This window comes from Actinomadura sp. ATCC 39365 (genome assembly GCF_054392275.1).
In genome coordinates this window covers 10,195,317-10,221,932 of sequence record NZ_CP184335.1, presented here as the reverse complement: position 1 = coordinate 10,221,932, position 26,616 = coordinate 10,195,317, and the positions used below count along the sequence as shown (strand labels likewise).

23 protein-coding genes and 1 pseudogene are annotated in these 26,616 nt (G+C 70.8%); 16 read left to right on the top strand and 8 right to left on the bottom strand.

Annotation, left to right across the window (positions count from 1 at the left end):
• Positions 1-271 precede the first annotated feature (271 nt).
• From ACNF49_RS48775 to ACNF49_RS48760, 4 genes are all read left to right on the top strand, one after another.
• Entirely contained in the window at positions 272-2,968 is a 2,697-nt protein-coding gene (locus tag ACNF49_RS48775) for a sensor histidine kinase (protein WP_482941955.1), read from the top strand.
• Positions 2,968-3,390, top strand: a complete 423-nt coding sequence (locus tag ACNF49_RS48770) for a roadblock/LC7 domain-containing protein (RefSeq protein ID WP_357971180.1) — start codon at positions 2,968-2,970, stop codon at positions 3,388-3,390. The genes ACNF49_RS48775 and ACNF49_RS48770 overlap by 1 nt, the downstream gene beginning before the upstream one ends.
• Positions 3,391-3,456: 66 nt before the next feature.
• Positions 3,457-3,771, top strand: coding sequence for a DUF742 domain-containing protein (locus ACNF49_RS48765; RefSeq protein WP_229824241.1), 315 nt, complete (start codon positions 3,457-3,459; stop codon positions 3,769-3,771).
• Entirely contained in the window at positions 3,752-4,321 is a 570-nt protein-coding gene (locus ACNF49_RS48760; protein ID WP_357971181.1) for a GTP-binding protein, read from the top strand. The genes ACNF49_RS48765 and ACNF49_RS48760 overlap by 20 nt, the downstream gene beginning before the upstream one ends.
• Here ACNF49_RS48760 and ACNF49_RS48755 read toward each other — a convergent pair.
• Entirely contained in the window at positions 4,315-5,274 is a 960-nt protein-coding gene (locus ACNF49_RS48755) for an SIS domain-containing protein (RefSeq protein ID WP_357971182.1), read from the bottom strand. The two genes, ACNF49_RS48760 and ACNF49_RS48755, sit on opposite strands and share 7 nt — an antisense overlap.
• Positions 5,271-6,380 carry a hypothetical protein gene (locus tag ACNF49_RS48750; RefSeq protein WP_482941954.1) on the bottom strand — a complete coding sequence of 370 codons (1,110 nt, stop codon included), beginning with the start codon at positions 6,378-6,380 and terminating at the stop codon, positions 5,271-5,273. The genes ACNF49_RS48755 and ACNF49_RS48750 overlap by 4 nt, the downstream gene beginning before the upstream one ends.
• Before the next feature lie 545 nt (positions 6,381-6,925).
• On the opposite strand from ACNF49_RS48750, the gene ACNF49_RS48745 reads away from it, so the two are divergent.
• From ACNF49_RS48745 to ACNF49_RS48730, 4 genes are read left to right on the top strand one after another with little or no spacing between them, the layout of a single operon-like run.
• The gene (locus tag ACNF49_RS48745) at positions 6,926-8,047 is read left to right on the top strand and encodes a polyamine ABC transporter substrate-binding protein (protein WP_357971184.1); all 1,122 of its coding nucleotides are present in this window, start codon (positions 6,926-6,928) and stop codon (positions 8,045-8,047) included.
• Between the two features lie 11 nt (positions 8,048-8,058).
• On the top strand, positions 8,059-8,913 hold the full coding sequence (locus ACNF49_RS48740) for an ABC transporter permease (RefSeq protein WP_482941953.1): 855 nt from the start codon (positions 8,059-8,061) through the stop codon (positions 8,911-8,913).
• Positions 8,906-9,712, top strand: coding sequence for an ABC transporter permease (locus ACNF49_RS48735; RefSeq protein WP_357971186.1), 807 nt, complete (start codon positions 8,906-8,908; stop codon positions 9,710-9,712). The genes ACNF49_RS48740 and ACNF49_RS48735 overlap by 8 nt, the downstream gene beginning before the upstream one ends.
• The gene (locus ACNF49_RS48730) at positions 9,699-10,748 is read left to right on the top strand and encodes an ABC transporter ATP-binding protein (protein WP_482941952.1); all 1,050 of its coding nucleotides are present in this window, start codon (positions 9,699-9,701) and stop codon (positions 10,746-10,748) included. The genes ACNF49_RS48735 and ACNF49_RS48730 overlap by 14 nt, the downstream gene beginning before the upstream one ends.
• Here ACNF49_RS48730 and ACNF49_RS48725 read toward each other — a convergent pair.
• Positions 10,742-11,347, bottom strand: a complete 606-nt coding sequence (locus tag ACNF49_RS48725) for a TetR/AcrR family transcriptional regulator (protein WP_352321451.1) — start codon at positions 11,345-11,347, stop codon at positions 10,742-10,744. The genes ACNF49_RS48730 and ACNF49_RS48725 overlap by 7 nt on opposite strands.
• A 149-nt stretch (positions 11,348-11,496) precedes the next feature.
• Here ACNF49_RS48725 and ACNF49_RS48720 point away from each other — a divergent pair, with 149 nt between their 5' ends.
• From ACNF49_RS48720 to ACNF49_RS48690, 7 genes and pseudogenes are all read left to right on the top strand, one after another.
• Positions 11,497-12,747 (top strand): glycosyltransferase, encoded by a 1,251-nt coding sequence (locus tag ACNF49_RS48720; protein WP_357971188.1) that lies wholly within the window; start codon positions 11,497-11,499, stop codon positions 12,745-12,747.
• A gap of 18 nt (positions 12,748-12,765) precedes the next feature.
• A complete protein-coding gene (locus ACNF49_RS48715; RefSeq protein ID WP_357971189.1) occupies positions 12,766-14,163 on the top strand; it encodes an aminobutyraldehyde dehydrogenase in 1,398 nt (465 codons plus the stop codon).
• A gap of 251 nt (positions 14,164-14,414) precedes the next feature.
• The gene (locus ACNF49_RS48710) at positions 14,415-17,678 is read left to right on the top strand and encodes a sensor histidine kinase (RefSeq protein ID WP_482941951.1); all 3,264 of its coding nucleotides are present in this window, start codon (positions 14,415-14,417) and stop codon (positions 17,676-17,678) included.
• Positions 17,675-18,097 carry a roadblock/LC7 domain-containing protein gene (locus ACNF49_RS48705; RefSeq protein WP_090935862.1) on the top strand — a complete coding sequence of 141 codons (423 nt, stop codon included), beginning with the start codon at positions 17,675-17,677 and terminating at the stop codon, positions 18,095-18,097. The genes ACNF49_RS48710 and ACNF49_RS48705 overlap by 4 nt, the downstream gene beginning before the upstream one ends.
• Before the next feature lie 19 nt (positions 18,098-18,116).
• Positions 18,117-18,520, top strand: a pseudogene (locus tag ACNF49_RS48700) (DUF742 domain-containing protein).
• Between the two features lie 7 nt (positions 18,521-18,527).
• On the top strand, positions 18,528-19,079 hold the full coding sequence (locus tag ACNF49_RS48695; protein ID WP_357971218.1) for a GTP-binding protein: 552 nt from the start codon (positions 18,528-18,530) through the stop codon (positions 19,077-19,079).
• Between the two features lie 121 nt (positions 19,080-19,200).
• Positions 19,201-21,123 carry a SpoIIE family protein phosphatase gene (locus ACNF49_RS48690; RefSeq protein WP_482941950.1) on the top strand — a complete coding sequence of 641 codons (1,923 nt, stop codon included), beginning with the start codon at positions 19,201-19,203 and terminating at the stop codon, positions 21,121-21,123.
• Between the two features lie 18 nt (positions 21,124-21,141).
• On the opposite strand, the gene ACNF49_RS48685 is transcribed toward ACNF49_RS48690, so the two are convergent.
• Positions 21,142-21,915, bottom strand: coding sequence for an ABC transporter ATP-binding protein (locus ACNF49_RS48685; protein ID WP_357971191.1), 774 nt, complete (start codon positions 21,913-21,915; stop codon positions 21,142-21,144).
• A gap of 105 nt (positions 21,916-22,020) precedes the next feature.
• Positions 22,021-23,313, bottom strand: coding sequence for a flavin-dependent oxidoreductase (locus ACNF49_RS48680; RefSeq protein ID WP_482941949.1), 1,293 nt, complete (start codon positions 23,311-23,313; stop codon positions 22,021-22,023).
• 82 nt (positions 23,314-23,395) lie between these two features.
• Here ACNF49_RS48680 and ACNF49_RS48675 point away from each other — a divergent pair, with 82 nt between their 5' ends.
• Entirely contained in the window at positions 23,396-23,830 is a 435-nt protein-coding gene (locus tag ACNF49_RS48675; RefSeq protein WP_357971193.1) for a pyridoxamine 5'-phosphate oxidase family protein, read from the top strand.
• On the opposite strand, the gene ACNF49_RS48670 is transcribed toward ACNF49_RS48675, so the two are convergent.
• From ACNF49_RS48670 to ACNF49_RS48660, 3 genes are read right to left on the bottom strand one after another with little or no spacing between them, the layout of a single operon-like run.
• Positions 23,817-24,647 (bottom strand): ABC transporter permease, encoded by an 831-nt coding sequence (locus ACNF49_RS48670; protein ID WP_482941948.1) that lies wholly within the window; start codon positions 24,645-24,647, stop codon positions 23,817-23,819. The two genes, ACNF49_RS48675 and ACNF49_RS48670, sit on opposite strands and share 14 nt — an antisense overlap.
• Entirely contained in the window at positions 24,644-25,462 is an 819-nt protein-coding gene (locus ACNF49_RS48665; protein ID WP_482941947.1) for an ABC transporter permease, read from the bottom strand. Before ACNF49_RS48665 ends, ACNF49_RS48670 begins: the two co-directional genes overlap by 4 nt.
• On the bottom strand, positions 25,459-26,334 hold the full coding sequence (locus ACNF49_RS48660; RefSeq protein WP_357971196.1) for an ABC transporter substrate-binding protein: 876 nt from the start codon (positions 26,332-26,334) through the stop codon (positions 25,459-25,461). Before ACNF49_RS48660 ends, ACNF49_RS48665 begins: the two co-directional genes overlap by 4 nt.
• Between the last annotated feature and the right edge of the window lie 282 nt (positions 26,335-26,616).

Genomic DNA, 26,616 nt, shown 5'->3' with positions numbered 1-26,616 from the left:
GAGAGACCTGGCTGCTCCTCCCGTGTTATGCGCCTGGAACGCGCTAAACGCCCATACCCGGACATATGAAGGTATAGGGGGTTATTTCTGGTTGGACAGACGGCGAGATGGGGCTCCAGCTTTCGTCCCACTGGGCACAGAAGTTGAATTTCGCACCGATATGTGCGGGTGGCCACCTCCGCTTAGGATGTGTTCCAATTACCCGCACTTGCTGATTTCTCTCAAGGGCCACAGCCCTGACAAATACGCCGATTCGGGCGAGGTGCGTTCGGTGACAACACAGCTGGGCGAGCGACAGGCCGTCGAAGGCAACTGGCGCCTGCGCAATTGGCGCGTACGTGCGCGCCTGGTCGCCCTCATCCTGGTGCCGACCGCCGCCGCCGTGCTGCTGGGCGGCGTCCAGGTGCTGTCCTCGACGGGCGCCGCCGCCGACTACGACCGGACGAACCGATTAGCCGTGCTGTCGGAGCAGGTGGGCGACCTGACCCACCAGCTCGCCGGTGAGCGGGCCAAGACCGCCTGGTACATCGCCAGGAACCGGCCCATGAACGGGCTCGGCGGCGTCCGGTCCCAGATGGACCAGGTGGACGTCGCCATCAGGGAGGTACGCGGCACCGCCCAGCAGATCCTGGCCGACGTCGAGGGCCGTACCGCCGACCAGATCGAGAACATGCTCAGCCGCCTGGACGACCTGACCTCGCTGCGCGAGCAGGCGATGGACGCCGACCTGCTGCCCGGCCCCGCGGTCGACCTCTACACCACGGTGATCGGCGAACTTCTCTCCATCCACACCGAACTGATCAAGGGCAGCTCCGACGACGAGCTGTTCCGCCAGACCCGCATGCTGGACGGCCTGGCCAGGGCGAAGGAGAGCGTCTCCTACCAGCAGGCGCTGCTCACCACCGTCCTCGTCGAGGGCACCTTCGGCCAGGACCAGCTCAAACGTTTCCTCGGTGAGCTGTCCGCCGAGACCGCCGACCGCAGGGGTTTCGCTTCCGAGGCCACCGCCGACGAGCGCCGCTTCTTCGACGAGACCGTCAACGGCCGCAGCGCCGACCGCATGTTGTTCCTGCGCGAGCTGGTGCTCATCAGGGCCTCGGCCTCGCTGCCGCTGCGCGGGCTGGACCTGGCCAAGCGCGACGACGCCAAGGAGTGGTTCGACGCCTCCAACGTCGTCGTGGACTCCATGCGCAAGGTCGAGCAGCGCCAGGCCGCCGGGATCGTGGCGCGCAGCGGCACGCTCAGCGCCGAGGAGCAGCGGCGGGCGCTGGTCATCGCGGGTGCGGTGCTCGCGCTGCTCGTCGCCGTCCTGCTGATCACCACCGGCGTGGCCCGGTCGCTGGTCCGGCCGCTGCGCAGGCTGCGCGGCGAGGCGCTGGAGATCGCCGGGCGCCGCCTGCCGGACTTCGTCCAGCACCTGCGCGAGTCGCGCGACGGCGCGGTCGACGCCGAGGTGCCGCCCATCGGCATCTTCTCCAAGGACGAGGTCGGCGAGGTCGCCCGCGCCTTCGACGAGGTGCACCGCGAGGCCGTCCGGCTGGCCGGCGACGAGGCGCGGCTGCGCTCCAACGTCAACGCCATGTTCGTGAACCTGTCGCGGCGCAGCCAGACCCTGGTCGAACGGCAGCTCACCCTGATCGAGCGCCTGGAGCGCGGCGAGCGCGACGACGAGCGCCTCGGCGACCTGTTCAAGCTCGACCACCTGGCCACCCGCATGCGCCGCAACAGCGAGAACCTGCTGGTGCTGGCCGGTCAGGAGGCCGCGCGCAAGTGGAGCGAGCCGGTCGAGCTCATGGACATCGTGCGCGCGGCGCTCGGCGAGGTCGAGAGCTACGACCGGGTCAGCGTCCAGGCGCAGTCGGACGTCGCCATCGCCGGGCAGGCCGTCACCGACGTGGTGCACCTGCTGGCCGAGCTGGTCGAGAACTCGGTCTCGTTCTCCTCCAAGGACACCAAGGTGATCATCTCCAGCAGCCGCATCGACGGCGGCGGGCTGATGGTCTCGGTGACCGACAACGGCATCGGCATGACCCCCGAGGAGCTGGCCGAGGCCAACTGGCGGCTGGCCAACCCGCCGGTCGTGGACGTGTCCGTGTCGCGGCGGATGGGCCTGTTCGTGGTCGGGCGGCTCGCGCTGCGGCACAGCATCAAGGTGCAGCTCCGCCGCCAGGACATCGGCGGGCTGACCGCGATGGTGCTGATCCCGGAGATGCTGCTCGCCGCCGTCCCCGGCTCGATGGCCGGGCACCTGCACGGCTCGATGGCCGCGGCCGCGCACACCCCGGCCATGACCGCCATGGGCCGCCCGGACCAGGCCCGCGCCGAGTCCTTCCCGAACGCCGAGCCCTTCCGAAGCGCCGAGCCCTTCCGAAGTGCCGACACCTTCCAGAGCGCCGAGCCCTTCCACAGCGCCGAGCCCTTCCAGGGCGCCGAGCCGTACGCGCCGCCCACGGCACCGATGCCCGCCTACGGGCACCCGTCGTTCGACCCCATGCCGTCCGCGTCCGAGTCGTCCTGGTTCACCTCGTCCTCCTCGCAGTCGGTCGAGCAGCCGCAGCCGCAGCCGTCCGCGTCCGGCGCGTCGTACCCGTCGTTCGCCACGGGGCCCGAGCCGGCCGGGGCCGAGCCGGCGGCCGGGAACGAGTTCCTGCCGATCTTCGCCTCGGTCGAGGAGAGCAGCTGGTTCAGCAAGGCCGCGCCGACCGCCGACCGGCGGGACCCGGCCTGGTCATCGCCCGCCGACCAGGGCTGGCAGGCGGCGAACACGACCGCCGAGCCCGCCAGAGGCGGCACCACGAACTCCGGCCTGCCCAAGCGCACGCCGCGAGCGAATCTGGTGCCGGGTACCGCGGTTCCCCAGCCGCCGCCCGCGCCGGTTCCGCCGCCGTCCCCCGACCGGCTGCGCAGCCGGCTGGCCAGCTACCAGCAGGGCGTGCGCAAGGGCCGAGCCGAGCTAGAGGAGGACTGATGAAGGAACTGAGCCAGGGGGCCAGGGACATCAACTGGCTGGTGAGCGCGTTCGTCGAGGAGGTGCCCGGCGTGGCCCACGCCGTGGTCGTCTCCGCCGACGGCCTGCCGATGGCCTTCTCCCGCGGCTTCCCCAAGGACCGCGCCGACCAGCTCGCCGCCATCGCGGCCGGGCTGGTCAGCCTCACGCAGGGGTCGGCGCGGGTCTTCGAGGGCGGCGGCGTCACGCAGACCCTGGTGGAGATGGAACGCGGGCTGATGCTGGTGATGTCGATCAGCGACGGTTCGTGTCTGGCGGTGCTGGCCGCGCCGGACTGTGACATGGGCCTGGTGGCGTACCAGATGACGATTCTGGTGGAACGCACGGGGCAGGTGCTGACCCCTGCCGTACGGGCGGAGTTGTCATCCGCGCGCCCCTGGTGATGGGAGTGGACGTTGGCATCGTGGCATGACGGGGAGCCGGAGCCCCAGCGCAGCTCGCTGGTGCGCATGTACGCCGTCACCGGCGGCAGGACGGCGCCGCGCACCGGCCTGGCCATGGAGGCGCTGGTCTCGTCGGCGACCTCGGCCCGGCTCGGCATGACCTATACCCGCGAGTACCGCGCGATCAGCGAGCTGTGCCGCCAGGTGCGCTCGGTGGCCGAGATCTCCGCGCTGCTGGCCGTGCCGCTCGGCGTCGCGCGGGTGCTGGTCGCCGACATGGAGGCCGACGGGCTGGTCAAGGTCTACCAGCCGCAGCTGGAGGCCGGGCTGCCGGACCGCAGGCTGCTCGAAAGGGTCCTGAGTGGACTTCGCCGGCTCTAGCCCAGCGCTCACCTCAACGAAGATCGTCGTGGCGGGCGGGTTCGGCGTGGGGAAGACCACGTTCGTCGGCGCGGTGTCGGAGATCGTGCCGCTGACGACCGAGGCGGTGATGACGGACGCCTCGGCCGGCATCGACGACCTCGCGCACACCCCGGGCAAGTCCACCACCACGGTCGCGATGGACTTCGGCCGCGTCTCCCTCGAACGCGACCTGATCCTCTATCTCTTCGGCACGCCGGGCCAGCACCGGTTCTGGTTCATGTGGGACGACCTGGTGCGCGGCGCCATCGGCGCGGTCGTCCTGGTCGACACCCGCCGCCTGGCCGACAGCTTCCCCGCCGTCGACTACTTCGAGGAGGCCGGGCTGCCGTTCGTCGTCGGCCTGAACGGCTGGGACGGACGGTTCCCGCACATGGAGAGCGAGGTGCGCGAGGCGCTCACGCTCTCACCGCAGGTGCCCATCGTGCGCACGGACGCGCGTGCCCGCCAGTCGGTCAAGAACACCCTGATCACCCTGGTCGAGCACGTGATCGGCGCCCGCCCCTACTGAGCGTTCCACCAGTACGCGGCCACCAGCTCGGCCACCAGCGTCTCGGTGAGCAGCGCCACGTCGGGGTCGTCGTCGTGCGCGTAGCGGATCGCCGCCGCGGCGTCCTTCACCTCGCCGCCCACGGAGATCACCGTGGAGCCGCGCTCGCGCACCCAGTCCATGGCCTGCTCGTCGTAGCGGGAGCCGGGGAAGAGCAGCGCCCGGTAGTCGAGGGTCTTGGTGAGGTAGACGTCCACGTGCGACCAGTCGCCCGCCTCGCAGGCGTCGGCCGCGCGGCGCGGGCCCTCGCGGAACATCAGCGCCGACTGCTCGGCCGACGACAGCCGCTCGACGGGGGCGATCGTGTGGACGCCGTCGGGCCCGTCCAGGAGCTCCATGGTCAGCGGGAGCCATTCGTCCCGGCGGTCCAGGAGGTCGCGGGTGGCCTCGGCGGCCCGGGTGAGCAGCGCGGGCAGGTCGCCTCCCGCGCCGGTGAGCCGGGCTTCGAGCGCCAGCAGCAGCGCCAGCGTGTGCTGGAACGTCCGGCAGGCCACGCCGCCGCGCTCCTCGCCCGCGCCCATGGGGACGACCAGGTCGGCCGCCTCGGTGACGGGCGAGCCGGGCACGTTGGTGATCGCGGCCACGTACGACGGGCCCCCGGCGTAGCGGGCGAGGGCGTCGAGGGTCTCGCGGCTGCCGCCGGTGGCCGAGATCGGCACGACCAGCGTGTCCGGCCCGGCCGGGTAGGTCGCCGCGGCCGAGGCGTAGTCGGCGTAGGCGTCCACGCCGGCCGCGCGCAGGCGCAGGGCCGCCACCCCGGCGGCGTACCGGGAGCTGCCCATGCCGAGGAACAGCACCCGGCGCACGCCCTCGGGCAGCCCGGCGAAGGGATCGGCGGCGCGCAGCCCGTCGGCGAGGGCGGCCAGGGCGGCGGGCTTGGCCTCCAGGTCGGCCAGGTAGAGCTCGGGATTCACGGCAGATTCTCCTCGGGGTACCAGGTGCGCAGCACGCCCATGGGGGCGTAGCGCCAGCGGGGCAGGTGGCGGGCGGCGTAGATCAGCTCGCGGCACTCCTGCTCGACCTCGAACGGGCGGATCAGGGTCTCGTCCAGCAGGTCGGAGCGGCCGAGGCCGGACAGGCGGCCGCGGTAGGCGTCCAGCAGGCCGGTGCGGGCCCGCGCCGCCCAGGCCGCGGCGTGGGCGGGCGGGGTGCCCCGGCGCTTGACGGCGACCTGGGCCACGTGCTCCAGGCTCGTGGTGAGCTGGGCGACGTCCCTGGCGGCCGGCTGGCGCACGACGGTGTCGGCCACGGTCGGGTTGCCGTCGAAGTCGATCACGGCGTACCCGTCGCGCCACCGCAGGACCTGGCCCACGTGCAGGTCGCCGTGGATCCTGATCACCGGGCCCGCGAAGCCCGCGCGCAGCGGCTCCAGCTCGCCGGCCAGGACGCCGGCCCGCGCGGCCAGCCACTCGCCGTCCTCGCCGCCGGTGAGGGCCAGCGCCTCGGCCAGCGCGTCCGCGGCCCGCGCCGCCGGGTCGGCCTGCCGCGCGGACGAGCCGCCGGGCAGCGTGGACAGCGCGACGTGCAGGTCGGCGGCCAGCCGGCCGAGCTCGCCGGCGAACTCCGTGCCGCCCGACTCGGCCTCGTCCACGCACCACTCCCAGCCGTCGCGCGCCTCGGGCAGGTAGCCCGTCACCAGCGCGAGCAGCTCCTCGCCGGTGTCCGACGCGCGGGTCAGGGCCAGGTACGGGGGCGCGGTGCCGGTGAAGCCGACCTCGACGAGGTGGGCGAAGATCTCGGGCGTCGGGTGGGGGAGCGGGACCGGCGGGGCCAGCCACTTCACCACCATCCGCTCGTCCACCACGACCGAGTGGTTGGTCTGGTCGACGTGCGGCCCGAACCCGCGCTCGGCGGCCGTCGCCGCGAGGACGGGAAGGTCATGGAACCGGCGGACGGCGAACGGGTGCGGCGGGTCGTGCGCCAGCGCCCGCAGCAGGCTCGTGGACAGGCCGTGATCCCGGTCGGAGACGGGCTCCGCCGCGAGGGCGGCGAGCCGGGGCGCAATTGAATCCCAGTTCAACAGATTGACCATGGTTCCCGATCGACGTGTGGAAGGAAGTCTCGCTCATGTTGATTACCGCTGCAACTTCGCCCTCTTCGGGGCCCGTCATCGCATTAGGGGAAAAGCGCCTGCGCCGGTCAGGAGGGTACGGTCCCGCCCCCGGTGCTCGCTCCGGGCCGCCCCTGTCTCCGTGCGCGAGCACGGTCCGCGCGGTGTCACCGCGACCGATGACCCGCTCTGGGCTGATCCGGATCGTTCGCCCGTTCGCTGAGCACCCGCCAGGGATTGCGCGCTCCCGAGCCGATAGATTACGGCTGGGAGAGATGGCGCGAAGAGCGCGGCCCAAAGGCGGTCCGTACGCGAGGTGAGAGGTCCCTCACGGACCGGGATGAGGCGACTCCGTTATTGAATCTCGATTCAACACTCTGATCAAACTTCCTGGTAGCAATGTCGGGAAAAGTCTTGCTCATGTTGATTTCTGCTGCAACACTCCTGCTCTGGTCTGCCGTGTCCAGTAAGGTCGCGCGACCCCTCAATCCTCAGCACCAGAAGGAGTAGCGGCCGTGTCCCGTAACCGGTTCACCCGTCGTCTTCCGGCCGCCGTGGCGGTGGCCGGCCTCGCGCTAGCCGTCGCGGCGTGCGGCGGTGGGTCGTCGAGCAGCTCAGACGGCACGACCGCGGCAAAGGCCGAACAGCTCCAGCCCAACGCCGACCTGACCAAGCAGTCGCTCCAGGTGACCGTCTGGCCGGGTTACACCCCGGAGGAGCTGCCCGAGAAGGTCAAGCAGCAGCTCAAGGTCAAGGAGATGGGGATCACCAACCACGACACCAACGAGCTGGCGATGGCCAAGCTGACCGCCTCCGGCGACAGCGGCATCGACGTGGCGTTCGTGTCCGGCCAGTACGCCCAGGCGCTCAACGCCCAGGGCCTGCTGGAGCCCATCCACGCCGAGCTGATCCCCAACCTGGCCAATCTCTACCCCGAGGCCACTCAGCTCTCCTACGACAAGGGCAACAAGTACTCGGTGCCCTACACCTGGGGCACCACCGGCATCTGCTATCGCAGCGACCTGGTGAAGACGCCGCCGACCAGCTGGAACGACATCCTCAAGCCCGCCTCCTGGGCCGAGAAGAAGGTCACCATGATGACCACCGAGCGCTGGCTGGTCCTGCCCGCGCTCAAGGCGCTCGGTTACTCGGTCAACACCGAGAAGGACGAGGAGATCGCCAAGGCCAAGGAGCTCCTGGTCTCGCAGAAGCCGCACCTGCTGCGCTACGACGACACCACCTTCGGCGACCGGCTGAAGTCCGGCGAGGCCATCATGGTCGAGGCGTGGGACGGCTGGTGCCCGACCACGGACGAGAAGCAGAACATCAAGTTCGTGGTGCCGAAGGAGGGCAGCGACCTCTGGGTGGACACCATGGTGATCATGAAGTCCTCCAAGAACAAGGAGGCGGCCCACGCCTTCATCAACATGATCCTCGACCCGGAGATCCACCGCTGGGCGGCCGAGAACATCAACTACAAGGTCCCCAACAAGGCCGCCATGGACAAGGTGACCATCCCCAAGGGCTCGCTGCTGGACATCAAGCCGGCGGAACTGCTCAACGGTGAGTCGATCATCGACCTGGGACAGGCGTCGACCAAGTTCAGCCGCCTGTCGCAGGAAGTCACGGCCGGATAGTCGTTGGTGCAGTGAGATCCGAGGTCAAGGCCCGGCCGGTGTCCCGTACGCGGGGTCGCCGGCTGGGCGCGTTCGTTTTCCTGTCGCCAGGTCTGACGTACCTGGTCGTGCTCCTCCTCGTGCCGCTGGCGCTGGTGCTCAGCTACACCGTCTTCCAGCGGGGGCGCTTCGGGGGCATCGTCTACGAGTTCACGCTGGAGAACTTCCAGCGCCTGTTCGACTCCCTCTACCTGAACGTCGTCGGCGACTCGCTGAAGATGGCGACGATCGCCACGCTGATCGCGTTGCTGCTCGGCTACCCGACGGCGTACCTGATCGCCCAGCTCCCGTCGAAGTGGAAGACGATCGCCCTGGTGGCGATCGTGCTGCCCTTCTGGACGAACTTCATCATCCGCGTCTACGCGTGGATCATCATGCTCAGCAGCCAGGGACTGCTCAGCAACCTGCTGGGCAAGGAGATGGAGCTGCTGTACACCCAGGGCGCGATCGTCACCGGGCTGCTCTACTCGTACCTGCCGCTCATGGTGCTGCCGTTGTACTCCTCGATCGAGAAGCTCGACCCGCAGCTGCGCGAGGCGTCGGCGAACCTCGGGGCCTCGGCGTTCACCACGTTCCGGAAGGTGACGCTGCCGCTCACCCTGCCCGGCGCGCTGACCGGGGCGATGTTCGTGTTCGTGCCGAGCTTCGGCAACTTCGTCATCCCCGAGATGCTCGGCGGCAACAAGTCCATCATGGTGGGGAACCTGATCCGCAACCAGTTCCTGGTCGCGCGCGACTGGCCGTTCGGCTCGGCGCTGGTGCTGGCGCTGATCGCGGTGCTGATCCTGCTGCTGCTGGTGCAGGCGTGGGCGGCCCGCCGTGCGTAGACCCAAGCTGCTGTACGTGCCCTTCTGGGCGACCTACGCCTTCCTGTACGTGCCGATCATCGTCCTGGTCGTCATGTCCTTCAACTCCGGCAAGTCGGCCTACACCTACGAGGGCTTCAGCCTCAAGTGGTACGGCGAGCTGGCCGCCGACGAGAAGATCCGGGAGGGCCTGGTCAACACGCTGATCGTGGCCCTCGGCTCGACGGCGATCGCCACCGTGCTGGGCACGCTGCTGGCCGTCGGCCTGGCCCGGTACACCAAGTCGAAGCTCCTCGACGCGATCTCGCTCATGCCGGCCGTGCTGCCCGACCTGGTGCTCGGGATCGGGCTGCTGGTCCTGTACGCCCTGATCAACACCTTCCTGGCCCAGTGGGACGCCCAGTTCGCGCTCGGCCTGCCCACGGTGACCATCGCGCACGCCGTGTTCTCGATGGCGTTCGTCGCGGCGGTGGTGCGCACCCGGCTCACCAACGCCGACACCTCGCTGGAGGAGGCCTCGCGCGACCTGGGGGCCGGGCCGGTGGTCACGTTCATGAAGGTCACGCTGCCGCAGCTGGTGCCCGGGATCGTCGCCGGGGCGCTGCTGGCGTTCACGCTGTCGCTGGACGAGTTCGTGATCGCCTTCTTCACGATCGGCAACGCCGAGCCGACGCTGCCGATCGTCATCTACTCAATGGTTCGTTTCGGGGTGACCCCGAAGATCAACGCGCTGGCCGCGATCCTGCTCCTCGTGAGCTTCACGGCGGTGATCGCCGGGCAGCGGATGACCAAGATCGGGAAATCACGTGCTCAGGATTGACGGGGTCACCCGCAGGTTCGGTGACGTCACCGCGCTCGACGGCGTCTCGCTGGAGATCAAGCAGGGCGAGTTCTTCGCCCTGCTCGGGCCCTCCGGCTGCGGCAAGACCACGCTGCTGCGCATCATCGCCGGGTTCGAGTCGCCGGACGCCGGCACGGTCACGCTCGACGGCGAGGACCTGCTGTCCAAGCAGCCCAACCGGCGGCCGATCAGCCTCATGTTCCAGTCGTACGCGCTGTTCCCGCACATGACCGTGGCCAAGAACGTGGCCTACGGCCTGGAGCGGGAGAAGCTGCCCCGGCAGGAGATCAAGCAGCGGGTCGGCGAGGTGCTGGAGACCGTGGGCCTGTCGGCGCACGCCTCCCGCAAGCCCGCGCAGCTGTCCGGCGGCCAGCGGCAGCGGGTCGCGCTGGCCCGTTCCATCGTCAAGCGGCCGCGGCTGCTGCTGCTCGACGAGCCGCTGTCGGCCCTGGACAAGAAGGTCCGCGCGGACATGCAGCTGGAGCTCAAGCGGCTGCAGAGCGAGGTCGGCATCACCTTCGTGGTCGTCACGCACGACCAGGAGGAGGCCATGTCGCTGGCCGACCGCATCGCGGTCTTCGACAGCGGCAGCGTGCGCCAGGTGGACGCCCCCGTGGCCCTGTACGAGCGCCCGCGCTCGCCGTTCGTGGCCGACTTCGTCGGGGCGAACAACCTCTTCGAGGGCGTCTGCACCGGCCTGGACGGGATCAAGAGCGAGGAGTTCGGCATGCTGGCCGGCACGCCGCTCGAAGACCTGGCCGCCGACTCCAAGGCGCTGCTCGCGGTGCGGCCCGAGAAGATCGAGCTGGCCGACGAGAGCGCGGCGAGGGGCCTGAAGGGCAGCGTCCTGGACGTGAGCTTCTACGGCGGCGTCTCGCACATCTCGGTGGACGTGCCGGGACGGGCCAAGCCCGTGCTCGCCGCGGTGCAGGGGGCGAGCACGGTGCAGCCGGGCGCCAAGGTGAAGGTGCGCTGGGAGGCCCAGGACGCCGTCATCATGGCGGTCGATCAATGAGCCAGGTCGTTGCCCGTCGCCGCCCGCGCGTACGACAGGATCAGCTCGGCCGCCTCGTCGGGGCCGATCAGCGGGTGCCTGGCGGTGATGCGGTAGCCGTAGGCGTCCTCCAGGGCCACCAGGTTGCGCGCGATGGTCACGGAGTCTGCCGTCAGCCGGAAGACCCCGAGCGCGGCCCCGGTGTCCAGGATCGCCTGGTACATCGACACCTGGCGGTCGTACAGCGAGGTGAGCAGCACGCCGTAGACCCGGTTGCGGCCCGCGGCGCCGCCCAGCTCGTTGAGCAGGCGGACGTCGGGGTCGAGCGGCCCGGTCGGCAACCCCGACCGGATCGTGACGACCAGCTTCTCGACCGGGTCGGTGAAGTCGGCCAGGCGGCGCATGCGCAGCTCGTAGAACCGCTCCATGCCCGCGTGCTGCGCCTCGACCAGCAGTTCGCCCAGGTCGGGGTAGTGGTAGAGCACGGCTCCGGAGGTCAGACCGGCCTCCTCGGCGACGTGCGAGAGCTGTACACCGTCGATGCCGTGGCGGATGATGGCCCGGCGCGCGGCCTCGATCAAGTCGATGCGCCGGTCACTACGGCTTTTGCGCTGGGCCACGACCACCACCCCCCGTGCGTTTGGTCACCATTCAGATCGGCCGTGACCATAGTGCACTTAACTTGCGCTTCACGCTAGATGAGTATTTGAATTCCTCTTCAATTTGACGAGTTCCCCCGGAGTTCACGATGTCCCTCACCATCCTGTTCATGCCAGAGAGCGCGTACGGCCCCACGAACAACTGCATCGGCGTCGGCGACATTCTCCGCCGTCGCGGGCACCGCGTCGTCTTCGCCGCGGAGTCGTCCTGGAAGGGCAAGCTCGAAGCGCTCGGTTTCGAGGAGGACCTCGTCGACCTGGCCCCGCCGCCCGAGAACGCCGAGGAGCAGGACGCCGGCCAGTTCTGGAAGGACTTCATCCGCGAGACCGCGCCGGAGTACCGCAAGAGCACGCTGGAGCAGCTCGACACCGTCACCAAGCCCATCTGGGACTCCCTCATCGACGGCGCCAAGTACTGCGAGCCGCAGCTCAAGGCCATCATCGAGCGCGTGAACCCGGACGTGATCGTCGAGGACAACGTGATCACGTTCCCGGCGCTGCTCACGGCGGGCAAGAAGTTCGTCCGGATCGTCTCCTGCAACCCGCTGGAGGTGCGCGGCGAGAACGTCGCGCCGGTCTTCTCCGGCCTGCCCGCGGGCGACCGCTCCGACTGGGCCGCCTTCCGCGCCGAGTACGAGCGCACCCACCGCGAGATCTGGACCGCCTTCAACGAGTGGTGCGTCGAGCAGGGCACCGCCCCGCTGCCCGACCTGGACTTCATCCACGAGGGCGACCTGAACCTCTACGTCTTCCCCGAGATCCTCGACTACACCGACGCCCGCCCGCTCGGCCCGAGCTGGCACCGGCTCGACTCCTCGGTGCGCGAGACCGACGAGGACTTCACGCTGCCCTTCGAGCGCAACGACGGCTCGCTGATCTACTTCTCGCTCGGCTCGCTCGGCTCCTCCGACGTGGAGCTGATGCAGCGCGTGATCGACATCCTGGCCGGCACGCGGCACCAGTACATCGTCTCCAAGGGCCCGCTGCACGAGGAGATCAAGCTCGCCGACAACATGTACGGCGCCGAGTTCCTGCCGCAGACGAAGATCATCCCCCTGTGCGACCTGGTCATCACGCACGGCGGCAACAACACCACCACCGAGGCGGCGCACTTCGGCAAGCCGATGATCGTGCTGCCGCTGTTCTGGGACCAGTACGACAACGCCCAGCGGGTGGATGAGCTGGGCTACGGTGTCAGGCTTTCGACCTACACCTTCACCGACGAGGAGCTGACCGGCGCGGTGGAGCGCCTGCTCGGCGACACCGAGATGCGCGCGAGGCTCGCCGCGGCGGGCGAGGAGATCCGCCGCCGCGACGGCCTGCGCAAGGCCGCCGACCTGATCGAACAGCTCGGCCAGTAGGGATTTCGAGGACTTTCCATGCGTGAACTGATCAACCCCGCCACCGGCCTCCCGTGCGCCGAGATCCCGGACACACCGGTGGCGGACGTGGCGGCGGCCGTCCGGACCGCCCGGGGCGCGTTCGAGGAGTGGGCGCAGACCACCCCCGCCGAGCGCCAGCGGCTGCTGCTGCGCCTGGCCGACCTGGTGGAGGCCGACGCCGAGGAGCTGACCCGGCTGGAGGTGGAGGAGACCGGCAAGCCGGCGGCCGTGTTCAGGGACGGCGAGCTGCCCTTCGCCGTCGACAACCTGCGCTTCTTCGCCGGCGCCGCCCGCTCGCTCGAAGGGTCGGGCGCCGGGGTGTTCAGCGCCGGTTACACCTCGGTGCTGCTGCGCCGTCCGGTCGGGGTGGTGGGGTCGATCGCGCCGTGGAACTTCCCGTTCGTCATGGCGGTGTGGAAGGTCGGCCCGGCCGTGGCCGCCGGGAACGCCGTGGTCATCAAGCCGGCGCCGCAGACGCCGCGCACGACGCTGCGCCTGGCCGAGCTGTTCGCCGAGGCGGGCGCGCCCGAAGGGCTGGTCCAGGCGGTCACCGGCGACGCCGAGGTGGGCCAGGCGCTGGTCACCGACCCGGGCGTGGACATGGTCAGCGTCACCGGCTCGACCGGCACCGGCCGGGCGGTCATGACCGGCGCGGCGGCCACGCTCAAGCGGGTGCACCTCGAACTCGGCGGCAAGGCGCCCGCCCTGGTCTTCCAGGACGCCGACCTGGCCGAGATGGCCCGCGGCGTGGCCATGGGCGCCACGTACAACACCGGCCAGGACTGCACCGCGGCCACCCGCGTCTACGTCGCGCGCGAGATCTACGACGACGCCGTGGAGGCCATCCGGGCGACTCTCGCCGGGATCACCGTGGGCGACCCCTGGGACCCGGCGACGGACATCGGCCCGCTGATCTCGGCCGCCCACCGCGAGCGCGTGCACGGCTTCGTGTCGCGCTCGGGCGGACGGATCGTGCACGGCGGCGCTCCCGTCGAGGGGCCCGGGTTCTACTACCCGCCGACGCTTGTGACCGATGTCGCACAGGACAGCGAGATCGTCCAAGGCGAACTTTTCGGACCGGTCCTTGTGGCGCTGCCGTTCGACGGCGAGGACGAGGCCGTCCGGCTGGCCAACGACACCCCATACGGGCTCGCCTCGTCGGTGTGGTCGCGCGACGTCGCGCGGGCCATGCGCGTGTCCCACCGGCTCGACGTGGGCGTGACCTGGGTGAACGATCATCTGCCGATCGCCAGCGAGGCTCCGCACGGCGGCGTGAAGGGCAGCGGGTTCGGCAAGGACATGAGCCAGGAGGCGGTGCAGGAGTATTCGGTGACACGTCACCTGATGGTCAAGCACGCGGCACCCGTGGAGCGGGATTCGTTCCGGCCCGCCTGAAAACGTGTACGGCGATATGACGCCCAAAGTGTCGCTTTGGGTGCATTTAGTGGGAAATGTACGGTTGGCCGTCTGGTACGGACTGTGTTCCAATTACCCAGCCGGACAGAATCCCATGCGCCACACGCGTGTCTGATTTCTTTCGAGCACGTACCGGCGAGAGGTAGCGAGAGTCAGTGAGGACGGAAAACCCCAGGCACACGAGGTCAGGGGAGTACACAGGCGGAAGGTTCCGGCTGGGGAACTGGCGTGTGCGCTCGAGGTTGATCGCGCTGATCCTCATCCCCACCATCGTGGGCGTGCTCCTCGCGGGCGTGCAGCTCGCCAACGCCATCGGGACGAGCTCCGAGTACCGCCGGCTGACCCAGGTCGCCGAGCTGGTGCAGCGCATCGGCGGGCTCAACCACGAGCTGGCCAAGGAGCGCACGCTCACCGCGTGGTACGTCACCGACCAGTCGAAGGCGGGGCGGTTCGTCCAGCTCAAGACCCAGCGGGCGGCCGTCGACGCGGCCAAGAAGAAGGTGCTGGCCTCGGCGAACGCCATCGACGCCGCGCACTCGGCCCGTATCCGCGACGGTGTGGACAACATGCGCCGGTGGCTCACCGGCCTCGACAGCCTCCGCACGTCGATGGTGGCCGAGGGCGTGCCCCCGCGAGCCGCGATCACCACATACACCACGATGATCGGCGTCTTCTCCGCGATCCAGGGCGACCTGGGCGACGGCGTGAACGACGACGACCTCCAGGGTGACGTGGCCGCCCTCGGCTCGCTGCAGCGGGTCAAGGAAGAAGTCTCCAGGCAGCAGGCCATTCTCATGATCGCGCTCATTGAGCGTGAGCTGGACTACGACGACCTGTCGGAGTTCCTCGGCTCGTGGAGCCGCCAGCAGGCCGAGCTGACCGCCTTCGAGCGGGAGGCCGCCCCGGCGGACCTGCGGGCGTACCAGAAGGGCATGCGCGGCCCGGACATCGACCGCGCCGACGCCATGCGGCAGCGCGCCCTGGCCCAGGTCCGCGAGTACAACCGGATCCGGGACCTCGACGTCACCTCCGCCCGCGACCTGAGCCGCTGGTACGACAGCACCACCCTGGCCGGCAACACCATGCGCAAGGTCGAGGACGCGCTGGCCACCAAGATCGTGACCAGGGCCCGCGAGCTGAGCGACACCGAGCAGCGCAACGCGATCATCAGCGGCGCGACCATCCTCGTCCTGCTGCTGCTCGTCCTGATCATCACCACCCGGGTGGCCGGTTCGCTGGTCCGCCCGCTGCGCCGGCTGCGCGCCGAGGCGCTCCAGGTGGCCACCACCCGGCTGCCGGAGACCGTCCGCATCCTGCGCGAGTCCGGCGAGGGCGCGCAGGTGCCCGAAGTGCCCTCGGTCGGCGTCAACACCCGTGACGAGATCGGTGAAGTGGCGCGGGCCTTCGACGAGGTCCACCGCGAGGCGCTCCGGCTGGCCGGCGACGAGGCCAAGCTGCGCGCCAACGTCAACGCCATGTTCGTCAACCTCTCCCGCCGCAGCCAGACGCTGGTCGAACGGCAGCTCCAGCTCATCGAGGGCCTGGAGCAGGGCGAGGAGGACGAGCAGCGGCTCGCGAACCTCTTCCGCCTCGACCACCTGGCCACCCGCATGCGCCGCAACAGCGAGAACCTCCTGGTCCTCGCCGGCCAGGAGGCCGCGCGCAAGTGGAGCGAGCCGGTGCCGCTGGTCGACATCGCCCGCGCCTCGCTGTCCGAGGTCGAGAACTACGAGCGGGTCCAGATCAAGATCCCGTCCGGCACGCTGATCGTCGGCCCGGCCGTCACCGACGCCGTCCACCTGCTTGCCGAGCTGATCGAGAACGCGATCTCCTTCTCGCCGCGCGAGAGCAAGGTCGAGGTCTCCAGCGTGGCCGCCGACGGCGGCGTCATGATCTCCATCAACGACCTGGGCATCGGCATGAGCCCCGAGGAGCTCGCCGAGGCCAACTGGCGCCTGGCCAACCCGCCCGTCGTGGACGTCGGCGTCTCCCGCCGCATGGGCCTGTTCGTGGTCGGCCGCCTGGCGCTGCGCCACGGCATCCGCGTCCAGCTCAGCATGCGGGAGACCGGCGGCCTGAGCGCGCTGGTGATGATGCCTGACATGCTCATCAGCGGCGGCGCCGGCATGCCGCAGCAGCCCGGCAGCCAGTACGAGGCGTTCACCACGTTCGACCCGAGCCAGTTCGGCGTCGCCCCGCCGCCTGCCGAGGCGAGCCAGAACGGCGCCCCCGTCTCCGCGCCGGACGCGGCCGACCGGGTGCTGGACACGCAGTGGCCGGGCTCGCTGCCCGCGCCGGGCACCGGCAACTGGCCGTCCTTCGCCGACGAGTCGGCCCAGGAGGAGACCCGCTGGGGATCCTTCGGCGAGGAGCCGGGCCGGGACGAGCCGCGCTGGCCGTCGTTCGCCGAGGAGCCCAAGCCGTCCTTCGGCGAGGAGCCGAAGCCGTTCTTCGCCGACGAGCCCAAGCCGTTCTTCGGCGAGGAGCCGAAGCCGTCCTTCGGCGACGCGCCCAAGCCCTTCTTCGCCGACGAGCCGCCCGCGGCCCAGCCCGAGCCGCAGCCGCAGGCCCAGTCCCCGTGGGGCGAGCAGCGCTGGCCCTCCTTCGCCGAGCAGCCGCCGCCGCTGCAGGACGACGAGCCCCGCTGGCCGTCCTTCGCCACCGAGCCGCCGCAGAGCGGGACGGAGGAGCCCCGCTGGTCCTCCTTCGGCTCGCCGTCCTTCGGCGACACCTCGCTCGGCCAGTCGGCCTTCGGCGACGAGCCGCCGCGACGGTCCCTGTTCGAGTCGGTCGACCGGCCGGGCCCCTCGGCGTTCGGCGAGGAGCCCTACCGGGCGGCGTTCGGCGACCTTCCGGGGTTCGGCGCGGAGGAGCCCAAGCCCGCCGACCAGTTCGAGCAGAGCCGTCCGGGCGCCTACGGCCCGTTCGGCCAGGGCGACTACTCCTCCCAGGACCTGACCGGCCCGCTCCCCGTGGTGCGCACCTCGCCCCTGGAGGAGCAGAGCGAGGAGTTCCTGCCGATCTTCTCGTCCGTCGGCTCGGACTGGTTCCGCAGGCCCGACCCCGAGCAGCTGCGCCAGCAGGAGCAGGAGCCCGAGCACGAGATCACCGCCGTGCACCCGGCCGTGCCCGCCGAGCCTCCGGCGGCCGCGCCGCCCGCCGCCCCGGCGGTGGGCCGGTCCGGGCTGCCCCAGCGCAAGCCCGGCCAGTCGGGCGCCGGCGCGTCGTGGTCCTCGCCCGCCGACTCCGGTTTCCAGGCGGCCCAGGCCGCCGCGCAGCCCGCCCAGGCCGGCACGACGTCCTCGGGCCTGCCGCGCCGGGTGCCGAAGGCCAACCTCGTGCCCGGTACGGCCAGTCTCGCCGAGCCGCAGCCCACGTCACCGCCGCCGCAGATCTCGCCCGAGCGGTTGCGCAGCAGGCTCTCCAGCTTCCAGCAGGGAGTGCGGCAAGGCCGCGCGTTCACCCGCGGCGAAGAGAATGAGGAGGACAAATGAGAGAGATGAGCCAGGGAGCGCGTGGCATCAGCTGGCTGATCACCGACTTCGTGAACAACGTGCCGGGCGTCGCGCACACCGTCGTGGTGTCGTCCGACGGCCTGCCGCTGGCCTTCTCGGAGGGTTTCCCCAAGGACCGGGCCGACCAGCTCGCCGCGGTCGCCTCGGGCGTGATCAGTTTGACGCAGGGCGCCGCGCGGGTCTTCGAGGGCGGCATGGTGACCCAGACCGTCATCGAGATGCAGCGCGGGCTGTTGATGATCATGTCCATCAGCGACGGGTCCTGTCTGGCCGTCCTGGCGGCTCCCGACTGTGACATGGGCCTCGTGGCGTACCAGATGACGCTGCTGGTCGAGCGGGCCGGTCAGGTGCTCACCCCGGCCGTACGCGCTGAGCTGCAAGCGGCCCGCCCCCGCTAGCGGGCGGTGACAGGAGATCATGGTGTCAGGTCAGGGTTGGGCTGGTGATAGCACTCCGCCGCATCCGGCGGCCCCTCGTCCGCAGAAGCCGAGCTCCCTGGTACGGCCTTATGCCGTGACCGGGGGCGCACCGCGCCGCGGATGAAGTTCGCCATGGAGGCTTTGGTGTCCTCCGTGACGTCGGAATACCAAGACATTTCCCTACTGAGTCCGGAGTATCAGGCGATCATTCAGCTGACCCGGAACGTCCGGTCGGTTGCCGAGATCTCCGCCCTTTTACGCCAGCCCCTTGGTGTGGTCCGGGTGCTGATCGCCGACATGGCGTCGGAGGGCCTGATCCGCGTGCACCAGCCTGCGCTGGACGCGGGAAAGCCGGACCTCAACTTGCTCGAAAGGGTGCTCAGTGGACTTCGCAGGCTCTAGCCCCGGTCTGACCTCGACGAAGATCGTCGTGGCCGGGGGCTTCGGCGTGGGGAAGACGACGTTCGTGGGAGCGGTCTCGGAGATCCTGCCGCTCACCACGGAAGCGGTCATGACGGACGCCTCGGCCCACGTCGACGACGTCTCGCTCACGCCGAACAAGACGACCACCACCGTGGCGATGGACTTCGGACGTGTGTCGCTGGATCGCGACCTGATCCTCTACCTGTTCGGCACCCCCGGACAGCACCGGTTCTGGTTCATGTGGGACGACCTCGTGCGCGGCGCGATCGGCGCCGTCGTCCTGGTGGACACGCGCCGTCTCGCGGACAGCTTCCCCGCCATCGACTACTTCGAAGAGGCCAAGCTGCCCTTCGTGATCGGCATCAACGGCTGGGACGGCCAGTTCGCCCACGCGGAGGACGAGATCCGCGAGGCCCTGTCCGTCGGCGGTCACATCCCGATCGTCCGCCTCGACGCCCGCCAGCGCGACATGGTGAAATCCACCCTGATCACGCTGGTGGAGCACGCGCTCACCCGCCACTCCCACACGCCGGTATAGCCGGACGCGCACCGGGCGCGCGCATCCCGATCCGCGCGCGCCCGTCGACGTGTCGGCGGCGCGGTGACCCGCCGCCGACCTGCGCCGATGGACGGGCCTCGGGTGGGGAACGAATGACGGCATGTCCACACCTGAGAGCGAGGCGGACCCCGCGGCGGTCGTGGTGGCCGACGCCGAGGGCATCGTGGTCGGCTGGACCCGCGCGGCGCAGCAGCTCTTCGGCCACCGGGCCCCCGACGTGCTCGGCCGCGGCCTCGGCCTGCTGCTCGCCCCGGACGACGCGCGATCAGCCCTGCGGGCCCCGGACGGCCGGACGTCCTGGCTGCTGACCGTCCGGCCGGTGGCCGGCGGCGGCGGCCGGCCGGTGCTGGAGTCGCTGATGAGCCGCACGCCCGTCGGCATGGCGATCTGGGACCTCGACCTGCGCTGCGTCTGGCTGAACGAGGCCGCCCGGCGCCTGCGCGTGGTCTTCCCCCACTACGAGGTGGGCCGCGCGCTGACCGATCCGCTGCCCGGCGCCGACACCCGCACGGCCGTGGAGGCGATGCGCAGGGTGCTGGCCGACGGCGTCCCGCAGGTGGACCGCGAGGCGCGCTGGACGTCACCCGACCGGCACGTCGAACGCACCCAGTCGACCTCGCTGTTCCGCCTCGAAGGCGTGGACGGCCGCCCGCTCGGCGTCTACTCCGTCGCCATCGACATCAGCGACAGCCGCGCCCGCGACCGCCTGGCCCTGCTGCGCGCGGCCAGCGTACGCGTCGGCAGCACGCTGGACGTCTGGAAGACCGCCCAGGAGCTGGCCGACCTGGCCGTGCCGGCGCTGGCCGACTACGTCACCGTGGACCTGGCCGAGCCGGTGCTGCCCGACGCCGTGCCGTTGCAGCGGCTGGCCGCCACGGCGGTGAGCGTGCCGGTGTTCCGCCGGGCGGGCGTGGCCTCGATCCACGAGGGCGTGCCCGAGTCGCTCTGGCCGCGCGGGCAGGCGGTGTTCGTGCCGCCGTCGTCGCCGTTCACGGCGGTCCTGACGTCGGGACGGGCGCACTTCGAGCCCGTGCTGGACACCTCGCCCGGCACCTGGCTGGACCAGGATCCCGAGCGGGCCAGGGTCATCCGCGCCACCGGCATGCACACGCTGATCATCGTTCCGCTGGCGGCCAGGGGAGAGGTGCTGGGGGTCGCGGTGTTCGTCCGCACCGACAATCGGGAGCCGTTCACCAGGGACGACCTGCTGCTCGCCGAGGAGCTGGGCACGCGGGCGGCGCTGAGCCTGGACAACGCGTGGCGCTACACCCGCGAGCGCAGTGCGGCGCTCGCGCTCCAGCGCGACCTGCTGCCGCGGAACCTGACCGGCGGCGGCGCGGTGGACCTGGCCACGCGCTACCTGCCCGCCGACGTCCACGAAGGGGTCGGCGGCGACTGGTTCGACGCGATCCCGCTGACCGGCGGGCGGGTCGCCCTGGTCGTCGGCGACGTGACCGGGCACGGCATCAACGCCGCCGCCACCATGGGACGCCTGCGCACCGCCGTGCGCACCCTCGCCTACGTGGGCCTGCCCCCGGACGAGCTGCTCGCCCACCTCGACGCCCTGGTCGTCCGGCTGGCCGAGGAGGACGCCGACGCCGGCGGCCTGCCACCCGACCCCACCGGCGCCACCTGCCTGTACGCCGTGTACGACCCCGCCACCCGGCGCTGCACGATGGCGGCGGCCGGCCACCCGCCTCCGGCGATCGTCACCCCCGACGGCGCGGTCACCTTCCCGCGCCCGCCCACCGGCACCCCGATCGGCCTCGGCCTGGGCGACTTCCGCCCGCTCGACCTGGAACTAGGGCCCGGCAGCCTGGTCGCGCTCTACACCGACGGCCTGATCGAGACCCGCGAGGCCGACATCGAGGCGGGCATCGACCGCCTGGCCGCCGCGCTGACCGCAGCCGTGTCCGCAGCCCCCACGCTGGACGACTTCTGCACCTCGGTCATCAGGGCCATGACCGGCGACCGGCCGCCGGAGGACGACATCGCCCTGCTCGTGGCCCGCACCCGCGGCTGAGGCCGGCCCGCCCGCGCGTCAGACGGTGGCGGCGTGGCCGCGCACCAGACGGCCGACCTCGGCGCGAAGGTGCACGAAGTCGGGGTGCTCGCGGGTGGTGATCTGGTCGCGCGGCTCGGGCAGGTCGACCTTGAGGTCGCCGACCACGTGTGCGGGCGCCTTCGACAACACCACGACGCGGTCGCCGACGTAGACGCTCTCGTCGATGTCGTGGGTGATGAGCACGATCGTCATCTGGTGGTGGCCGCGCACCTTGAGCACGAGGTCTTCCAGGTCTTCGCGGGTCTGGGCGTCGACCGAGCCGAACGGCTCGTCCATGAGCATGAGCGAGGGCCGGTAGGCCAGCGCCCGCGCGATCGCCACCCGCTGCTGCATGCCGCCCGAGAGCTGGAACGGGTACTTCTTCTCGGCGCCCTGGAGCCCGACCGACTCCAGCGCCTCCTGGGCGGCCTCGCGGCGCTGCTGCTTGTCCATGCCCCTGCGGCGCAGCGGCAGGGCCACGTTGTCGGCCACCGACATCCACGGGAACAGCGAACGGCTGTAGTCCTGGAAGACCACCGCCAGGTTGTCGGGGGTCTGCCGCACCAGCTCGCCCTCGACCCTGACCTCACCGCCCGTCGGCCTGATCAGCCCGGCGATGGATCGCAGCAGGGTCGACTTCCCGGCCCCCGACGGCCCGACGATGCACAGCAGCTCGCCCGCGGCGACGCTCAGGTTCAGCCCTTCGATGGCGTGGTGAGCGTTGGGGCCACCGCCGCCGTACACGTGGGAGAGGTTCTCTATCTCGAGCATGGATGTCCTAGGGGGCGAGGCCGCGAGCGGAGGACCGACTCGGGAAGCCGGAAATGTCGGTATGGCTCTACGGTGTCGGATCTTACCCTTGAGTCTTCACGGCTGTCATGGGATGCGTACGCTCCACGACTCCCGCTCGTTCAGCGCCCGGACGTCGGCGTCGGAGATGCGCCGCTGCGCCCCGGCCATGGCGGCCAGCTCGGCCTCCGTCAGCACGTCGGCGATGTCGGCGAACCCGTCGGGCGCGCGCTCGGTCACCAGCCCGATCGTATCCTCGATGGGCAGCGCCCGATGCGCCACCACCAGCGCCGACGTGGGCGGACGCCGTTCCTCCTCGTACGCCTTGAGCGCCGTGACCGGGTCGCCGGACGTCGCCAGGCACCGGGCCAGCACCCGCGCGTCGAGCACCGCCTGCGAGCCGCCGTTCGAGCCGATCGGGTACATCGGGTGCGCGGCGTCGCCCAGCAACGTCACCCGGCCCTCTCCCCAGACGGGCAGCGGGTCCCGGTCCACCATCGGGTACTCCAGGATGCGCGGGGAGGCCGCGAGCAACCCCTGGACGTCGGCCGGCCGGTACCGCCAGTCCGCGAAGTGCGCGGCCACCTCCTCCAGCCGGCCCGCGCGCGACCAGTCGGCCTCCGCGGCGACGCCCGGCTCGGCCACCTTGACCTCGGCCACCCAGTTGACCAGCCGGGGGTTCCTGGCCGAGACGTGGTAGGTGACGAACTTCCCGGCGCGGTTGGAGCCGCCCACCAGCACGGTGGCGCCGTCCAGGATGGGGTCGGCCTCGGCCACCCCGCGCCACATCCTGATGCCCGACCACAGCAGCGGGTCGCCCGTCGGGTGCAGCAGCGCCCGTACCGTGGACTGCACGCCGTCCGCGCCGACGAGCACGTCAACCCGTTCCTCCACGAGCTCGCCGCCCTGCCGGAGCCGGACGAGGACCTCCTCGCCGTCCTGCTCGAAGCCCTCCAGGCGGACGCCCGTCCGCACCGGGCCGGCCCGCTCCTCGACCGCGGCCAGCAGCGCCATCTGCAGCTCGCCCCGGTGGATGCTGTACTGCGGCCAGCGGTAGCCGGCCGAGCGCCCGCGCGGCAGCGCCAGGATCACGTTGCCGTGCCGGTCGGCGAAGGTCATGAAGGTCGTCTCCACGCCCAGCGCGGCCAGCTCGCCGGCCAGCCCCAGCTCGGTCAGCTCCCGTACGGCGTGCGGTTGCAGGTTGATCCCGACGCCGAGCGGCCTCAGCGTGGCGGCCGCCTCCACGACCACGCACTCCAGCCCGGCCGCCGCCAGGCTGAGCGCGGTGGTGAGCCCGCCGATCCCGGCGCCCACGACCATCGTCCTCACGTCGCCCCCAGTGGTCTCGATCCGGTCCCACGTGTCCCTGACGGGGAACATGACGATAAGTTTCTCGCCCTTTGCAGGCCGAAGACCAGACTTATCCCACTAACCTCGTTCCTATCTGGGTGTGAGGTGTGTGATGCGCGGATTCAGTGACGGGGAGTTCGCCTACCTGCTCGAGCACGACCTGGCGCGGCTCGCCACGGCGGGGCCCGGGGGAACGCCGCACGTCGTGCCCGTGCGCATCCATCTCCAGCCGGACCGCGGCATGATCGCGGTCGGCTCCCGCCTGCTGCCCGGCGGCGTGCGTCCGCGGCGGTACCGCCGTGACGTCAGGGACAACCCCGAGGTGTCGCTCGTCGTGGACGACTTCACCGAGGACGGGCCGCGCGGCGTCCTCGTCCAGGGGGTCGGGCGGGTCCATGCCAAGGGCGGCGAACGGCTGAAACCCGGGTACGAGCCCGTATGGGTGGAGATCATGCCGCTGGCCGTCGCGTCGTGGGGCATCGACTCGGGCGCCTACGAACCGCCGCGCAGCCGCCCGGTCGCCGCCGGCACGTTCACTGCTCCGTGAGCCGCTGCGCGCCGAGGTGCCAGGCCAGCACCCGCCGCTCGGCCACCAGGAACAGCTCGTTGAGCAGGTAGCCCAGCACGCCCAGCAGCACGATCCCGGCCCACATCGCGGGCAGGTCGAACGTGGAGTACGCGGTGGTGAGCTGGAACCCGATGCCGTTGGAGGCCCCCGGCAGCAGCTCGGCGAAGACCATGACGATCAGCGACAACGACAGCGACAGCCGCAGCCCGGCGAACATCTTCGGCAGCGCCGACGGCAGGACGACCCGCAGCAGGCGTTCGGTCCTCGACAGCCGGAACACCCGCCCGGTGTCCAGGTGCAGCGGATCGACCGCCCGCGCGCCGTCGGCGGTGTTGAGCAGCACCGGCCACACGACGCTGAACATGATGAACGCCAGCTGCATGCGCAGCCCGAAGCCGAACACCACCAGGAACACGGTGACCAGCGCGGGCGGCGGGATCGCGCGCAGGAACTGCAGCACGCCGTCGAGATAGTCGTAGACCCGCGCCGACAGCCCGAACGCCAGCCCGAGCACCACCCCGGCCACCGCACCGCCCGCGAACCCGCCCGCCATCCGGCCCAGGCTCGGCAGGACGTCGTCCACCGCCGCGCCGGTCAGGAACAGGCTGCCGGGCGGGCCGGAGAACCACATCTGGTGCATCCGGGCCACGATCGTCGTCGGCGGCGGGAAGAACGAGCTGCCCGCCAGCCGCGTGCCCGCCTCCCAGGCCAGGACCAGCACGACCAGCACGGCCACCCGGAACGCCGTGCCGCGCGTGCGGTCGCGCGCCGACGGCCCGCGCCCGGCCCCGGTCACGACCCCTCCGTCAGCCGGGCGTGGTGCCAGCGGAAGGCGCGCTGCTCGGCCGCCACCAGCAGCGCGTTGACCAGCACGCCGAACAGCCCCACCCAGAACACCCCGGCCAGGATGTCGGTCATCCTGGCCGGCACCGCGATCCCGGCGAAGAAGATGAACACGCCGATGCCCTCCCCGCGCCCGGCCACGATCTCGGTGCTGACGGTCAGGATGAGCGCCACGGACGCCGCCAGCCGCACGCCCGTGGTGATGAACGGCGCCGCCGACGGCAGGCTGACGCGCAGCAGCACCGACAGCGGGCCGAAGCCGTAGGAGCGCAGGGTCTCCTTGGCGACGGGGTCGACGCCGCGCAGGCCGTACATGGTGTTGTAGAGGATGGGCCACACGGCGGCGTAGAGCACGAGCGTGACGCGGAGTTGCAGGCCGGTGCCGATCACGAGGGCGACCAGCGGGATCAGCGCCACCGACGGGATCGGCCGCAGGAACTCCACCACCGAGCGGGTGGCCGCGTCGATCACCGGCACGCTGCCGAGCAGCAGGCCGAGCGGCACCGCCACCAGCACCGCGAGGCCGAGCCCGAGGGCCCAGGCCAGCAGGCTGGTGCGGGCGTGGGTCAGGAAGGCGGGATCGGCGAGCAGCGCCACGCCGCGCCCGACGATCCGCGTGGCCGGCGGCAGCACCTCGGCGTCCACCAGCCCCGACCGGCTCAGCAGCTCGACGAGGACGGCGAAGCCGGCCGCCCCCGCCGCCCGGCGCGACCACCGCGTGGCGGCGCCGGCCGGACGGCGGACGACGCCCGTGGCAGTGCTGCTCACCCCGACGTCGTCGGCGACATCAACGTCTTGACGTCGATCTCCTTGCCCAGCCACTTGGCCTCCCACATCCAGTCGGCCACCCGCTGCAGCCGCACCGGGTTGTCGGAGCTGGAGAAGTAGGGGAAGGTGACCGTCGCCGCCGTGGACGCGTCGATCTGCGTGAAGTTCGGCAGCACCTTGGCCACCACCTCACGGTTGTTCTCCATCAGCTTGGCCGCGTTGTGGATGGCCCGCTGGAAGGCCGCCGCCGTCTTCGGGTTCTTGTCGTACCAGTCCTGGGTGCTGATGTATCCCGAGATCGGGAACTCCGCCGCCGGCCCGGAGGCCGGGTCGAGGATCTTGCGCGCGCCCATCGACGAGGTCGCCGCGGTGACCTGCGGCTCGCCCAGGTAGGCGGCGTCGATCTGGCCGCTCTTCCACGAGGCCATGATGTTCTGGAACGTCACGGGGACGTACTTGATCGTGCCGGGGTCGATGTTGTTGGCCTTGAGCACCTGGGTGAGTGCGAGCTCCTGGAAGTTGTGCAGGACGTTGACGTTGATCGTCTTGCCCGCGAGGTCCTTCGGCGTCTTGATGGGGGAGTTGGGCAGCGCCATGATGCTGAGCGAGTCGGGGGCGGCCCGCGAGCCCTCGGCGAGCACGTGGATCTTGATCGCCCCCTTGTCGTGCGCCTGGAACATCGACACGTAGTTGCCGAACATGGCGTCGATCTCGCCGTTGACCAGCATGGGGATCGCCTCGGGGGCGGCCTGGACGACCTGCGGGGTGACGTCCAGCCCTTCCTGCTCGAAGAGCTTCTGGTCGATGGCGACGTAGATGGCGGCACTGTCGATGGCGGGCAGGGTGGCGATCTTGAGCTTCGTCTTCTCCAAGGCGCCGCCGCCGCCGTTCGCGGAGGCGGAGGGTGGTGCGCTGGCGGTGGTTGAGCCGCCGGTGCTGCACGCTACGGCGCCTAAAGTCACAGCGAACCCGATGATGGCGGCCTTGGCGGAGCGGCCAAGCCTCATGTCAGGGACTCCCTTCAAGACGTGGAGCCGGGGGGACCGGGTGGCTGAACTGCCCCCGGGGCTGAGTGCCTGACGAACAAGCAGGAAACGACCGTAGCACCACATTGGCAGTCATTATCAAGAAAATGACTCTTGTGGTTGCAATGT